Source organism: Streptomyces sp. GbtcB7 (assembly GCF_019091445.1).
In the GTDB taxonomy this organism is placed as follows: domain Bacteria; phylum Actinomycetota; class Actinomycetes; order Streptomycetales; family Streptomycetaceae; genus Streptomyces; species Streptomyces mirabilis.
This window is the reverse complement of the sequence record NZ_JAGXJM010000008.1, coordinates 274018-287920: the sequence shown is the minus strand read 5'-3', so window position 1 is coordinate 287920 and position 13903 is coordinate 274018. Positions and strand designations below refer to the sequence as shown.

10 protein-coding genes are annotated in these 13903 nt (G+C 71.2%); 5 read left to right on the top strand and 5 right to left on the bottom strand.

Going from position 1 to position 13903, the window contains the following annotated elements; all coding sequences use genetic code 11:
- Positions 1–105: 105 nt before the first annotated feature.
- The 3 genes from KVT44_RS16280 (at position 106) to KVT44_RS16270 (ending at position 2593) form a co-directional block, all read left to right on the top strand.
- The gene (locus KVT44_RS16280; RefSeq protein ID WP_054234374.1) at positions 106–861 is read left to right on the top strand and encodes a GPP34 family phosphoprotein; all 756 of its coding nucleotides are present in this window, start codon (positions 106–108) and stop codon (positions 859–861) included.
- Between the two features lie 416 nt (positions 862–1277).
- The gene (locus tag KVT44_RS16275) at positions 1278–2135 is read left to right on the top strand and encodes a helix-turn-helix transcriptional regulator (RefSeq protein ID WP_099922099.1); all 858 of its coding nucleotides are present in this window, start codon (positions 1278–1280) and stop codon (positions 2133–2135) included.
- A 248-nt stretch (positions 2136–2383) separates the two neighbouring features.
- On the top strand, positions 2384–2593 hold the full coding sequence (locus tag KVT44_RS16270; protein ID WP_190170721.1) for a DUF397 domain-containing protein: 210 nt from the start codon (positions 2384–2386) through the stop codon (positions 2591–2593).
- Positions 2594–2739: 146 nt separating this feature from the next.
- On the opposite strand, the gene KVT44_RS16265 is transcribed toward KVT44_RS16270, so the two are convergent.
- Positions 2740–3579: a hypothetical protein gene (locus KVT44_RS16265; protein WP_217567556.1), complete on the bottom strand. Its 840-nt coding sequence runs from the start codon at positions 3577–3579 to the stop codon at positions 2740–2742.
- Between the two features lie 91 nt (positions 3580–3670).
- On the opposite strand from KVT44_RS16265, the gene KVT44_RS16260 reads away from it, so the two are divergent.
- Together KVT44_RS16260 and KVT44_RS16255 are read left to right on the top strand one after the other, a co-directional pair.
- Positions 3671–4456 carry an SDR family oxidoreductase gene (locus tag KVT44_RS16260; RefSeq protein ID WP_190170723.1) on the top strand — a complete coding sequence of 262 codons (786 nt, stop codon included), beginning with the start codon at positions 3671–3673 and terminating at the stop codon, positions 4454–4456.
- A 358-nt stretch (positions 4457–4814) separates the two neighbouring features.
- The gene (locus KVT44_RS16255) at positions 4815–6395 is read left to right on the top strand and encodes a sodium:solute symporter family protein (RefSeq protein WP_099922095.1); all 1581 of its coding nucleotides are present in this window, start codon (positions 4815–4817) and stop codon (positions 6393–6395) included.
- A 217-nt stretch (positions 6396–6612) separates the two neighbouring features.
- On the opposite strand, the gene KVT44_RS16250 is transcribed toward KVT44_RS16255, so the two are convergent.
- The 4 genes from KVT44_RS16250 to KVT44_RS16235 all read right to left on the bottom strand — a co-directional run bounded on the left by KVT44_RS16250 (position 6613) and on the right by KVT44_RS16235 (position 13765).
- Positions 6613–7728, bottom strand: a complete 1116-nt coding sequence (locus KVT44_RS16250) for an ADP-ribosylglycohydrolase family protein (protein ID WP_190170725.1) — start codon at positions 7726–7728, stop codon at positions 6613–6615.
- A 120-nt stretch (positions 7729–7848) separates the two neighbouring features.
- Entirely contained in the window at positions 7849–10482 is a 2634-nt protein-coding gene (locus tag KVT44_RS16245; RefSeq protein ID WP_217567555.1) for a tetratricopeptide repeat protein, read from the bottom strand.
- A gap of 28 nt (positions 10483–10510) precedes the next feature.
- The gene (locus KVT44_RS16240; RefSeq protein ID WP_217567554.1) at positions 10511–11086 is read right to left on the bottom strand and encodes a hypothetical protein; all 576 of its coding nucleotides are present in this window, start codon (positions 11084–11086) and stop codon (positions 10511–10513) included.
- 93 nt (positions 11087–11179) lie between these two features.
- Entirely contained in the window at positions 11180–13765 is a 2586-nt protein-coding gene (locus KVT44_RS16235) for a bifunctional FO biosynthesis protein CofGH (protein ID WP_217567553.1), read from the bottom strand.
- Positions 13766–13903 lie beyond the last annotated feature (138 nt).

Sequence of the window (13903 nt, the reverse complement as noted above, 5' to 3'; positions counted from 1 at the left end):
ACGAGAACGACATACCTGCTGGTTCCATCACGAACCGGTCAGGCACTCTCGACAGACCAATGTGAGAGGGGTCACCCTGTCATTCATCCACGCGGGGAGGCATGGATGGGCAGGAGCCGCAGAACTCTTCCGGAAGAGCTTCTGCTGCTGGCGTTGGACCCGACCACGGGTACCACTGCACAGCCGCAGTCGCTCGACCTCGGTCTGGCCGGAGCACAGCTAGTAGAGCTGGCGCTGGCCGGACGGATAGCCCCAGACGGGGATCGTATCGCCGTGGTGCAGCCACGGCCGACTGGAGATCCAACACTGGACTGTGCGTTGGAACTGCTTCGCCGACGCGGAGCACCCGTACGCGCGGTCAACTGGATTGGCGGACCCCGACTGGGGCTGCGCCAGACCTACCTCTCGCATCTGGAGAGGTGCGGCATGGTCCATGCCGTGGCCGGCCAGATGTGCGGGGTGCTTCCGACGACTCGCTACCAAGCGACGGACACGGAGATCAGCCGGGAGATCAAGTCCCGGCTGGACAGCGCGATCCGCACCGGCGTACCGCCGGACCCGCGGACCGCGGCGCTCGCCGCGCTGGCCCATGCGGTCGGTCTCGGCAAGCACCTGTATCCGGGCAACGAGGGACGCTCGTCCCGCTCCCGGCTACGGGACCTGATCAGGCATGACCCCATGGGCGGCCTCGTGGCCCACGCGGTCATGGACGTTCAGAACGGTGTGGGTGCACAGCCACGCCGCAACCCGGCACCGGCAGGCCGTCCGGCCACCGCCGGAGTCAGGTCCGCACCGGAACCCGCCCGCGGTGTTCCGATGCAACCGCGCCACGGTTCCATGGCGCGCGCCGTGGTCCACTGAGCCGCAGTCCCACGGCGCCACCAGGCACCGTACGCACCACCACGCACAACAGCACCGCCACGCACCACAAAGAGCACCGCCACGCACCGCCGGCACGACCCCAGCGCCGCACCGCAGTCCCCAAGACCCGGTTCGGGAGCCGCTGGCTCGCGCGGGGCGGTGGGGCCGTACGTCCGGACGACGACACGGCCCCACCGCCCCGCGCGGCCGCATTTCGCGGGTGTCGCGCATATGCGGACGGTACGAGTGAAGGCGACGTACACGTACGCGATCCGCGTAATATCCACGCCAGATCTCCGAACCGGCGTGTACCCAGCGCATATCCGGTGTTTTCCAGCGGTAGAACGCACCTTGGTGGCAGTCTGCTCAACAGCAGATACGCAAAGTAGAGGCCCGCAGCCGGAGGTGCACGTCCCGTGGCGTCAAGTGTCAATCCCACCGTCCGGCGGCGCCGGCTGGGCCAGGAGCTGCGTCGGCTCCGCGAGCTCAAGGGCATGACGGCCGAAGAGGTCGCCGAGCGGCTGCTGGTCTCGCAGTCGAAGATCAGCCGGCTGGAGAACGGACGGCGCAGTATCAGCCAGCGTGACGTCCGCGACCTGTGCGGGGTCTACGAGGTCGAGGACCACCGGATCGTCGACTCCCTGATGCAGATGGCCAAGGACTCGCGCCAGCAGGGCTGGTGGCACTCCTTCGGCGACATCCCGTACAGCGTCTACATCGGGCTGGAAACCGACGCCGCGTCACTTCGCGTCTACGATCCCCAGGTCGTCCCCGGTCTCCTGCAGACCCGGCCGTACGCCGAGGCTCTGATCGCGGGCGCGCTGCCGGAGACCGCTTCCGCCGACATCGACAAGCGCGTCCAGGTTCGGCTGCGCCGACAGGAACGTATCTCCGCCCCGGAGAACCCGCTCCGGCTGTGGACCGTCCTCGACGAGGCCGCCCTGCGCCGCGCCGTCGGTAACCGCTCCCTCATGCGCGACCAGCTGGAACACCTCGTCGAACAGTCCCAGCTCCCGCACGTCACCGTGCAGGTGATCCCCTTCGACATGGGCGCGCACCCGGGACTCAACGGGCAGTACGCGATCCTGGAGTTCCCCGACGCGGCCGACTCCAGCGTGGTCTACATCGAGGGCGTCACCAGCGACCTGTATCTGGAGAAGGCGAACGACGTCCAGAAATACAGCGTGATGTACGAGCATCTGCGGGCACAGGCCCTGAACGTGGAGCAGTCGCGGCAGTTCATCGCGGACATCGCCAAGGAGTACGCGCGCTGACGCGCACCCCGGAGAACGGGCCCCCGGCGGGAAAGTGCCGCAGACTACACCCTCACCACGCCTGGACGGAAGACTCCACTGGTATATGCCACCCGGTCGAGTGAACGGCCACTTCGCCCGCCGATGTTGGCGAGTAGCGTCGATCACGCCATCGAGCAACAACGTTGGCGCAAACCGCTCGGCGAGTTCCGTAGCGAACCCGCAGTGCGGTGACAGCAACTCTCAACAACTGGCTATCCGGAGCGAACATGGCAATCCAGCAAGGCGCCACGGACACGTGGACCAAGTCCTCCTACTCCACCGGCAACGGCGCATGTGTCGAGGTCAAGTCCCCGGTTCTCGCGGCGATGGCCGTACGGGACTCCAAGGTCCCCGCGGGCCCCACGCTGGCGTTCCCCGCGGACTCGTGGAACGCCTTCGTGGCCGAGGTCAGCCGGGGGGCGTCCGACCTCGCCTGATGCGTCGACAGTTGCATCCACCACCACAACTGCACCGACCAACCGCATACGCACCACCGAAATAGCCCTCTCGACTGGCCCGCCGTCCTGGCCGAGGGGGCTATCCCCCTTTTTTTAGGCTCGGTTCGCCTCCGGGGCGCGCCTGTTCAGCGCAAGGTGTCCACGTAGCGGTCTGTTCCCGGCACCGTGGGGATGAACGGGGCCACCAGCTCCACCTTCCCCAAGCCCCCTTCCGCCACCGCCTCCTCCAGTCCGCCGAAGTGGTCCTCCCAGCACTCCCTCGGGTCCGTCTCCAGGAACCACAGGAGGGTCAGCCGGGTGTCGACGCCCTCGACCTGCTTCACGTACGTCATGCGGTCGCCGGGGAGCGGGGTGGGGCGGAAGACGGTCACCATCGCGGCCGGGGAGCCCGCCAGGCGCCGGGGGAGGTGGCGGGCGCGCAGCCACTCCAGCAGTTCGGCGCGCCGGTCGGCGGAGTCCGCGTCGACGACCTGGAGGACGAGGCCCGCGTAGGGGTGGTCCAGGGCGTGGAAGTCGCGGGGGCCGGCGGCGCCGTCGCGGTACACCGTGGCCTCGTGGTCCTGGAAGGCCGTGAAGACATGTGTCCGGTCCTGGTACACGCGGCCGTCGCGATTCAGCCGTTTGTTGATGCCGACGGTCCACCTCATGTGGTCGTCGTAGCGGCCCTCGGTGACCCAGTACGTCGAGAGGTAGCAGCCCGCGGTGACCGGCTGGGCGACCGCCGACTTCTCGGGGTACCGCAGGAGTTGGAGATCGCGGGTGGCGACCCAGCGGCGGCCCGCGTACATCCAGGGCATGGCCATCGCGCCGGCGTAGTAGTGGTCGTCCTCGTACCAGCGGTTGTACGCGTACTCGTGGCCCGGGTGCGGCTCGACCATGGTGATCAGGGCGTGGCCCGGGTGGACGCCGTACGGGCCGAGGGCGGCCAGTTCCGCGTACACCTCGCTACGGGTCTCCTCCGACATGACGATCCCCTTCCTCGCTCTTCCTTCCTCCGCCGGACGCCCATACTCTGACGCCCCGTCAGACAATGCGCCAGAGCCGGGGAGGCTTCCGATGTCACTGCTTGCGGGGAAGACGGTCGTCGTCTCGGGGGTCGGGGCCGGGCTCGGCCATCAGGTCGCGGCGGCCGTCGTACGGGACGGGGGCAACGCGGTGCTGGGGGCGCGTACGGAGGCCAATCTCGCCTCGTCCGCGGCCGAGCTCGATCCGGACGGCGCGCACACGGCGTACCGGGCCACGGACATCACGGACGAGAAGCAGTGCGAGGCGCTCGCGGAGCTCGCGACGGAGCGGTTCGGGCGGATCGACGCGGTGGTGCACGTGGCGGCCTGGGACAGCTACTTCGGCGGCCTGGAGGACGCGGATTTCGCCACCTGGCAGTCGGTCATCGACGTGAATCTGCTGGGCACCCTGCGGATGACCCGGGCGTGTCTGCCCGCGCTGAAGGTGTGCGGCGGCTCGGTCGTCATCATCGGGACGCAGTCGTCGGTGGCCGCGCCGAGCCAGGTGCGGCAGGCGGCGTACGCGGCGTCCAAGGGCGCGCTGACGAGCGCGATGTACTCGCTGGCGAGGGAGCTGGGCCCCCACCGCGTCCGCGTGAACACCGTGCTGCCGGGGTGGATGTGGGGGCCGCCCGTCGAGGCGTACGTCCAGTTCACGGCGCACACCGAGGGCGTACCGGAGGCGGACGTCCTGCAGCGGCTCACCGAGCGGATGGCGCTGCCCGAACTGGCCACGGACGGGGACGTGGCGGACGCCGCGGTGTTCCTGGCGTCCGACCGGGCGCGGGCGATCACGGGGCAGTCGCTGCTCGTGAACGCCGGCGAACTCATGCGCTAGCGGGACCGGTGGTGGATTCCAGTCGGCCGTCCCCTCCCAGCCGCGCGGGACCCGCATCCCGTACGCCTGATCGACTTGTCGGTGTGAACCTGCCTGTGTGGTCTGACGAAGTGCCCGCTCATGGTGTGGTCCACGTCACGAGCACGACAACAGCCGTACGGGTAAAGTGGAGGCAAAATCGTTCTGCTTTCTGATCTGTGTTCATATCTGTGACCGGGAAAGGTCTTGACCGCCCCCTCCGAACGGCGGTTCAATCCCCAAAGTCCCCGCTCCCGCACGGGGGCGCCGCCCATGTACGTACTGGCGAAGTGCCGTCCGGTATCTGCAGGTTCACAAGGCGGACCCCTGGAGGGGGCACATGAACGGCTTCGACTGGGCCGTCCTGGTCGCGTACTTCGGCGTCATGACCGCGATCGGTGTCTGGTCCCACAAGCGTGTGGACGACGTCAGCGACTTCTTCACCGCGGGCGGCAAGATGCCCTGGTGGCTGTCCGGCATCTCGCACCACATGTCGGGCTACAGCGCGGTGATGTTCACCGGGTACGCCGGTATCGCGTACACGTACGGCATCACCTCGTACGTCACCTGGGCGCTACCCATCGCCATCGGCGTGCTGCTCGGCGCGAAACTGTTCGCGCCCCGGCTCAACCGGCTGCGTTCCCGGCTGCACGTGGCCTCACCGCTCGAATACCTCAAGGACCGCTACAACGTGCCGACGCAGCAGGCGCTCGCCTGGTCGGGCATCCTGCTGAAGATCGTGGACGTCGGTGCGAAGTGGGCGGCGATCGCGACCCTGCTGAGCGTCTTCACCGGGGTCACGCTCACCCAGGGCATCCTCATCACCGGTGGCATCACGGCCGTGTACTGCACGATCGGCGGTCTGTGGGCGGACGCGCTGACGGAACTGGGTCAGTTCGTCATCCAGTTGCTGGCGGGGCTCTCGATGCTGATCATCGTGCTGAACAAGATCTCCGACCAGGGTGGCCTGTCCAAGGCCCTCGATTCGCCGAAGCTGCACGGTCACGCCAACGGATTCGCGGGCCCGTATCTGACGGTGTTCTTCATCGCGTACCTGTTCATCAAGCTGTTCGAGTACAACGGCGGGATGTGGAACCAGGCCCAGCGCTACATGGCGACGGGCAGCGCCAAGCAGGCCACGAAGTCGGCCTTCCTGTCCGCCGCGCTCTGGTTCGTGTGGCCGGTGATCCTGTTCATCCCGATGTGGCTGTCGCCGCTCCTCGTCACGGCGAAGAAGCCGGACGGCTCGGACGCGTACGGTCTGATGACCGAACAGCTCCTCCCCCACGGGCTGCTGGGTCTGGTCGTGGTCGGCTTCTTCTCGCACACGATGGCCATGTGCTCGTCGGACGCGAACGCGATCGCCGCGGTGTTCACCCGGGACGTGGCCCCGGTTCTCTCCAAGGCCGCGCGTGCCTGGGACACCCGGACCGGCCTCATCGCGGGGCGGATCACGACCGTCGCCTTCCTCGGGTTCTCGATGGCGGTGGCGACGCAGGTCAACTCCCCCACCTTCAAGGACATCATCACGGTCGTCATCAAGTGGGTGGCGGGGCTCATGGGGCCGATCGCGATCCCGTTCATCCTGGGTCTGCTGCGACCGTTCCGTAAGTCCGGTCCGACGGCGGCGCTCATCAGTTGGGCCTGTGGTCTGCTCGCGTTCTTCTTCGTCAACTACAACCTGGACTTCTCCCAGCGCACCGATGTGAAGCTGGAGTACCAGGTCTCCGTCCCGATGGTCATCTCCCTCGTCCTGTACATCCTCATCGGCTTCCTGAAGCCCGAGGACACGCCGGAGCGGGACGCGATCATCGAGAAGATCAACACGGACGACGACGGGGACGGGGCCGCTGCCGCGGCGATCCCGGCTCCGGCGGAGGCCGCGGACGGGGCGGGCACCGCCAGCCCGTCCGGCGTCTGAGAACCCTCGGCGGCCGGCAGTCGTACGGCTGCCGGCCGCCGGGGCCTCGACCGGGGCCGTCGTTCGGCTGCGGGGCGGTGGGGGCTGGTCGCGCAGTTCCCCGCGCCCCTCGGGCGGGGCTTCGCCCCGGATTCCCGCCCACCCGCAGTCATTTGGCTGCGGGCCCGCGGGGGCTCGGCGCGCAGTTCCCCGCGCCCCTTCAGGGCGCGAAGAAGGCTTATGCCCGGGGGTAGCGGGCCAGCCAACCCGGTGCGGAGCCGCCCGGGCCGTGCAGGGCCGGGCCCTGGGTCATCTCCATCGCGAAGTCGTCCGCCAGGGCCAGCATCGTGGGACGGCCCTCCAGCTCGGCCAGCCAGGCAGGCGGGAGGGCCGTCTCGCCGTGCAGGGCGCCGAGCAGCCCCCCGGTGAGCGCACCGGCGACACCGGAGGGCCCACCCTGGTTCACCGCGAGGCACAGACCGTGCCGGATGTCGTCCCCCACCAGCGCGCAGTACACGGCGACAGCGAGCAACCCCTCCGCCGTACCGTCCCCGGCGAGTTCCTCGACGCGCCCCGGCGTCGGCATCCCCTGCCGCACGGCCCCCAACGCATGCTGGAGCGCGTCCGCGACGGGCTGCTGCCCCGGCCGCGCCGCGAGGATCGCGAGCGCCCGCTGCACGGCCCCGTCGAGGCTCTCGCCGCGGGCCAACGCGTGCACGATGACGGCGTACGCGCCCGCCGCGAGGTACGCCGTGGGGTGCCCGTGCGTCTGCGCGGCGCACTCGACGGCGAGCTGCATCACGAGCTGCGGCTCCCAGCCGACGAGCAGCCCGAAGGGCGCCGAGCGGGCGGCGGCCTCGGGCCCGAGCTCGCCGGGGCTCTTGGGCGCGTCCAGCGTGCCCATGATGTCGTCGCCGAAGCCGATCAGGCAGGCGCGGGCCGGGTCCCGGCGGGCGTACAGCCACTCCTCGCGGGCCAGCCAGCCGTCGTCCTTGCGGCGCTCGTCGGGGCCCCAGTCGCTCTGGGTGGCCGCCCAGCGGCGGTACGCCCGGTGGAGGTCGGTGGGCGGATGCCAGGCGCCCGTGTCACGGCGCACCTGGGCCCGTATCAGACCGTCGAGGGAGAAGAGGGTCAGCTGGGTGAGGTGGGTGACGGAGCCGCGCCGGCCGTGCCCGAAGGCGAGGTCGACCAGCCCCTCCGCACCGTGGGCCTCCCGGATCCCCTCCAGGGTGAGCCCGTCGACCGGCGCCCCGAGGGCATCCCCGACGGCCGCGCCCAGCAGAGTCCCACGTACCCGGCTACGGAAGTCCTGCTGCTCCGCACGGCCCCAGACGGCACCGGCTGTCGCACCCACCGAGACCTCCCCAGGCACCGTCCGTACGTCCGACAGCTCAGCACTGTAATCGACCGGGAACGGTCCGTTCAGGGCACGGATCGGTATGCGAACTGTGCCCCGAGTGAACCAAGTGCTCGCTTATGAACGGCGTTCGTCCGTGTTTCCTGCGGCGATCCGCTCCCCGAGCGGGGCCAGCCGGGCCCGCTCGGTGTCGGAACTCAGTTCGAGGGCTCGGTCCAGGTCCGCGCGTGCCTCCTCGAACCGCCCGAGCCCGAGCAGCGCCCGCACACGGCAGACGAGGACCGGTGCCTCGTCGGGGCGCAGGGCGCGCGCCCGGTCGAGGTCGGCCAGGGCGCGGTCGTGGGAGTCGCGTTCGAGGTGGAGCTCGGCACGTTGGCGCAGCGCCCAGGGGTAGTCCGGCTGGAGGGCGAGGGCCCGGTCGAGGTCGGCGAGCGCCTCCTCGGAGCGGCCCAGCGCGCCGCGGCAGACGCCTCGGCTCGCGTACGCCGAGGCGTATCGGTCGTCGAGGGCGAGGGCCCGGTCGTAGTCGGCGAGGGCCTGCGCCGGGCGGCCGGCGGCGCGCAGGGCGTCTCCGCGTTCGCACAGGCCCCAGATCCCGTCGGGGTACAGGCGGACCGCCTCGTCGAGGTCGGCCAGTTGGCGCCCGTGCTCGCCGCGGGTCCGCCACACGCGGGCCCGGCGGATCAGCGCCCAGGGGTACTCCGGTTTGAGTTCCAGCGCGCGGTTGAGGTCCGCGAGGGCTTCGTCCGGTTGCCCCAGCAGCTGGCGGACGGCTCCCCGGGAGGCCCAGGCGAAGTGGTGGGAGGGGTCGAGCGCGATCCCTCGGTCCAGGTCTTCGAGCGCCGCGTCGTAGTGGCCGAGGATGCGGTGGTACTCGCCGCGTACGGAGACGGTCGGGGCGTGGTCCGGCTCGAGCGCGTCGGCCCGGTCCAGATCGGCGAGGCCCGCCTCGTGGTCGCCGAGGCCGCCGTGGCTGAAGCCCCTGCCGCGGTACGCCCGCGCCAGTTCCGGATCGAGCGCGATGGCCCGGCCGAACTCCGCGAGCGCGGGCGCGTACGCGCCGGCGTGCCGCAGGGCCCGTCCCCGGGCCACCCGGGCCCGGGCCTGCCAGCGCTCCTCGAACTCGGTCCGGTTCAGCAGCAGCTCCAGCGCGGCGGCCACTCCGCCGTCCGCGAGCGCCGCCAGCAGGTCGCGCCCCCAGGTCCGTACGAGCTCCGTGTCCGTGTCCTCGCCCGCCTCCGCCAGGACCCGTGCCCAGCGTTCGGCGAAGACGCCGCCGTCGACGCTGTCGCAGGCGTCCACGAAGTCCCGCAGCACGAGGGGCAGCGCGGTGCGGGCGTTCGCGCACAGCCGGTGGTACGACTCCGCGAGCCGCAGCTCGCGCCAGCCGCCGTCCGCCCACACCTCGGCCGTGTCCAGGCCGGCTTCGGCCTCCGTGCGCCAGCGCCCGAACGTCTCCGCGAGCCGGGTGTGCCGCCCCGCCCAGCCGCGCGGGGAGCGCAGCCGCTGCAGGCGCAGCATCGGGGCCCGTACGACGTCGTGGTACTGGATCCGGTGTCCGCGGTCGGTGACGAAGGGGAGTCCGCGGAGCCAGCCGAAGAGGGCGTCGGCCTCGGTCTCCGGGCAGTCCACGGCGGCGCGGAAGACGTCCGCGTCGAGACGGCGGGGCAGGGCACAGGCGAGGGCGGCGGCGCGGCGGACGGGGTCCTGTTCCCATTTGAGGAAGCGTTCGACGGCCGTGGCGCTCGGGTCGCCGATGTCGTCCGGGGCGCCGGGCCGGGACTCGGCGAGGGTGGAGACGAGGACGGGCAGTCCGCCGGTCAGCCGCAGCACCTCCTCGACGACGGGTTCGGCCACGACTCCCTTGTCGGCGAGCAGGCCGCGTGTCTCGGCCGCCGTGAAGGGCGCCAGCGGCACGTCCGCCACGAAGTCGGCGAGGCCGCCCCAGCGGGCGGTGTCGAGGGGGCGCTGCCCCGCCGTCACGACCACGACGTTCGCGGGCAGGGCGCCGTGCCGGTCGGTCGTCATCACGTCGTGCAGCCAGCCGTCGAGGAGGGGCGCGGTCCGCTCGTACGTGTCGAAGATCAGGACGAGCCAGGGGGCTTCGGTGGCGACCCCGGCCAGCTCGTCGAGCAGCACGGGGGTGAGCACCCGCTCGGGCGACAGGACGAGCTGCGCGTCCTCCTGACTGCGCAGGCGGGCCCCGATTCCGGCCCGCAACCGGTCGGCTCCATGGGCCAGTTGGGCCGGGTCGACGGCACCGGCGAAGGCGCCGACACCGGGTACGAGACCGAGCCCGACCAGACTCGCCCGGGCGGCGGTCAGACTCGCGGCCGACGGTGCCGACGGCTGGAGTTCGGATGTCTGCGCCGGCGCCGCTGCCGCCGACTCGGCCTCGTGGCTCCGCTCCCGGTGGGTGGCCAGCAGGCGGTCGAGGTCCTTGAACCGGTGCCCCTGCCGGGCGAACCGCGCGCTGATCGCCGCCATCGCCTCGGGCAGGCTGCCGACGCCGTCGTCGACGTACGCCGTCAGCGCCCCGCGGGCCCGGGCGAGCTGCTCCAGCTCCCTTACGAGGAACGTCTTTCCGACGCCCGCGTTGCCGTGGACGTGGAAGAGGAACCGGTGCCGCTCGTCCTCCGGCGGCAGGTCGAGGTTCTGCCGGAACGCGGCGCGTTCGGCACCGCGGCCGACGAAGCCGTGCCGTCTGCGCTGCTGGATCAGGTCCTGCATCGACGGCCGCGCACGCCCCATCCGTCCGCCCCCTCCATCGCCCCGGCCGCTACTTCGTCACGGTGACCTTCGTACCCTTGGTGCCGAATGCCCAGACCGCGTCCCCGTCCGCGCTGTGCATACGGATCCCGCCGGTCTTCACGCCCACCGCGGGCTGTGGCGAGGAGCCGTCCTGGGCGTTGGAGAACGCGATGTTCACGCCGGACGCGACAGTGAAGTAGACGATGTTCTCGACCTTCGTGCCGTCCGTTCCCGTGGTGGAGGCGACGGTGGTCGACACCGCGTACCGGCCCGGCGCCGGGCTCACCGTGCCCGGCCACACCGCGAAGGTGCGGCGGACGGCCTCGCCGGTGTCGACCAGCCACACGCGCCGCTGGGCGAGCGAGTAGACGATCCGCCGTCCCGTGCCCGAGCCGTCGGGCACGGCGGCCGGCTCGGCCTTCTTGGGCGAGGCGGAGGGCCCCGGGCTCGCCGACGCTGACGGCTTCGCCCCGGCGGCGTGGGCGGCGGTCGGGTGCGCCCCCTGGTCGGCCCGCGCGGCGAGGCCGGTGACGCCCACGATCGCCGCCGCGGTCAGTCCGGTGACCCAGATCCAGGAGGGAAGCCGTAGGGCAGGCACGGACACACAACTCCTCGGGCTCACAAGGCTTCTGGGCCCTCCACCGAGGGTCGGATCATCGTACTCCGACGCGCCCGGGGCCACCGCACACTTCGGCCGTCACTCCAGGACCGGCAGCAGCTCCGGCAGGTGCCCGTCCGACACCTCCGCCGCCCGCTGCCGCTCCTCGGAGACCTCCCCGTACAGGGTCGTCCGCGGCCTCGCCGGACGCCCGGCCGCCTCCGCGACGGCGATGAGGTCCTTGACCGACTTGTACGAGCCGTACGAGGAGCCCGCCATCCGGGAGATGGTCTCCTCCATCAGCGTGCCGCCGAGGTCGTTGGCGCCGGAGCGGAGCATCTCCGCCGCGCCCTCGGCGCCCAGCTTCACCCAGCTGGTCTGGATGTTGGGGATGTGCGGGTGGAGCAGGAGGCGGGCCATGGCCACCACCGCGCGGTTGTCGCGGGTGGTCGGGCCCGGACGGGAGATGCCCGCCAGGTACACCGGCGCGTTGGTGTGGATGAACGGGAGCGTCACGAACTCGGTGAAGCCGCCGGTCTGCTGCTGGATGCGGGAGAGCGTGCGGAAGTGGCCTAGCCAGTGGCGGGGCTGGTCCACATGCCCGTACATCATCGTGGACGAGGAGCGGATGCCGAGTTCGTGCGCGGTCGTGACGACGTCGATCCAGGTCGCCGTGGGCAGCTTGCCCTTCGTCAGGACCCAGCGGACCTCGTCGTCGAGGATCTCCGCCGCCGTGCCGGGGATGGTGTCGAGGCCCGCCTCCTTCGCGGCGGTCAGCCACTCACGGATGGACATCCCCGTACGCGTCGCGCCGTTGACGACCTCCATCGGGGAGAAGGCGTGCACGTGCATGCCGGGGACACGCTCCTTCACCGCCTTCGCGATGTCGAAGTAGGCGGTACCCGGGAGGTCCGGGTGAATGCCGCCCTGCATGCAGACCTCGACGGCCCCGAGCTCCCAGGCCTGCTGGGCGCGGTCGGCCACCTGGTCCAGCGACAGCGTGTACGCGTCGGCGTCCGTGCGGCGCTGGGCGAAGGCGCAGAAACGGCAGCCGGTGTAGCAGACGTTGGTGAAGTTGATGTTCCGGGTGACGATGTACGTGACGTCGTCACCGACGGCGGACCTGCGGACGTCGTCCGCGATCCGGCAGAGGGCGTCGAGCGCCGGCCCGTCCGCGTGCAGCAGCGCGAGCGCCTCGTCGTCGGTGAGCTTCGTCGGGTCGTCGGCGGCGGTCGCGAGGGCCGCCCTGACGTCGGTGTCGATGCGGGAGGGCAGCATCCCGGGCGCCGCCGCCTCCCGCAGCGCCTCCCAGTCGCCGTACACGAGGTCGAAGTCGTCCCGGCGGTCGCCGGTGCGCCCCTCCGTGTCGATGGTGCGGTGCAGATCGGTGCGCCCCGAAGCCGCGAAGGCCTCCTCCGGCTCCTGCCAGGGGTGCCCCTCGACGACGGCGTCCTCGCGGGCGAGCCCCGTCTCCGGGTCGGCCAGCGCCCGTACGTGCGGCAGCAGCCGCGGGTCGAGCCAGGGCTCCCCGCGCTGCACGAACTCGGGGTACACACACAGCCGCTCGCGCAGTTCGAAGCCGACGGCGCGCGACTGCTCGGCCAGCTGCTCGATCTGCGGCCAGGGCCGCTCGGGGTTGACGTGGTCGATGGTGAGCGGCGAGACCCCGCCCCAGTCGTCGATCCCCGCGCCGATCAGCCGCCCGTACTCGGAGTCGACGAGGTTCGGCGGGGCCTGGAGGCAGGCGGCCGGTCCCATGATGTGCCGGGCGACGGCCACCGTGGCGACCAGTTCGTCCAGTTCGGCGTCCGGCATCCCGCGCATCGCCGTGTCCGGCTTGGCGCGGAAGTTCTGGATGATCAGTTCCTGGATGCCGTGGTACGACCGGGACACGCGCCGCAGCGCGAACAGCGAGTCGGCGCGCTCCTCGTACGTCTCCCCGATCCCGATCAGCAGCCCGCTGGTGAAGGGAACGGACGACCGCCCCGCGTCCTCCAGGACCCGCAGCCGTACGGCGGGCTCCTTGTCCGGGGAGCCGTAGTGCGGACCGCCGGGCTCGCTCCACAGCCGCGTCGCCGTCGTCTCCAGCATCATGCCCATGCTCGGCGCGACGGGCTTGAGCCGCTGGAAGTCGGTCCAGGACATCACCCCCGGGTTGAGATGAGGCAGCAGTCCCGTCTCCTCCAGGATCCGGATGGAGATGGCACGGACGTACGCGATCGTGTCGTCGTACCCGTGCGCGTCCAGCCACTCCCGGGCCTCGGGCCAGCGGTCCTCGGGCTTGTCGCCGAGCGTGATGAGGGCTTCCTTGCAGCCGAGTTCCGCGCCGCGCCGCGCGACGTCGAGAACCTCGTCCGGCGACATGAACATCCCGTGCCCGGCGCGGCGCAGCTTGCCCGGCACGGTGACGAAGGTGCAGTAGTGGCACTTGTCCCGGCACAGCCGGGTCAACGGGATGAAGACACTCTTGGAGTACGTGATGACGCCGGGCCGGCCGGCCGCTTCGAGGCCCGCGTCCCGCACCCGGGCGGCGGACGAGGCGAGGTCCTCGAGGTCCTCGCCGCGCGCCTGGAGCAGCACCGCGGCCTCGGTCACGTCGAGGGCGACGCCGTCACGGGCGCGTTTGAGGGCGCGACGCATGGAGTTCTCGGTCGGGCCGGTTCCGGGGGTCGCGGTGGTCGTCATCCTTCGAGCATACGATCGCGGTGATCAGGCGTTACAGGGCGTGGCCGTATTCCTCCGGGGCCACAGATCGTTACAGGGTGCCACTGGCGCCCCGCGCGGGTCGGGCCCCGGCGGGCGCGCCGCCTCCCCGAAAGCTGT

Excerpts from the sequence above, each read along its gene's own strand:
- KVT44_RS16280 (WP_054234374.1), top strand. The coding sequence starts at position 106 with ATGGGCAGGAGCCGCAGAACTCTTCCGGAAGAGCTTCTGCTGCTGGCG.
- KVT44_RS16270 (WP_190170721.1), top strand. The coding sequence starts at position 2,384 with ATGGCAATCCAGCAAGGCGCCACGGACACGTGGACCAAGTCCTCCTAC.
- KVT44_RS16265 (WP_217567556.1), bottom strand. The coding sequence starts at position 3,579 with ATGTCGGAGGAGACCCGTAGCGAGGTGTACGCGGAACTGGCCGCCCTC.
- KVT44_RS16260 (WP_190170723.1), top strand. The coding sequence starts at position 3,671 with ATGTCACTGCTTGCGGGGAAGACGGTCGTCGTCTCGGGGGTCGGGGCC.
- KVT44_RS16255 (WP_099922095.1), top strand. The coding sequence starts at position 4,815 with ATGAACGGCTTCGACTGGGCCGTCCTGGTCGCGTACTTCGGCGTCATG.
- KVT44_RS16245 (WP_217567555.1), bottom strand. The coding sequence starts at position 10,482 with ATGGGGCGTGCGCGGCCGTCGATGCAGGACCTGATCCAGCAGCGCAGA.
- KVT44_RS16235 (WP_217567553.1), bottom strand. The coding sequence starts at position 13,765 with ATGACGACCACCGCGACCCCCGGAACCGGCCCGACCGAGAACTCCATG.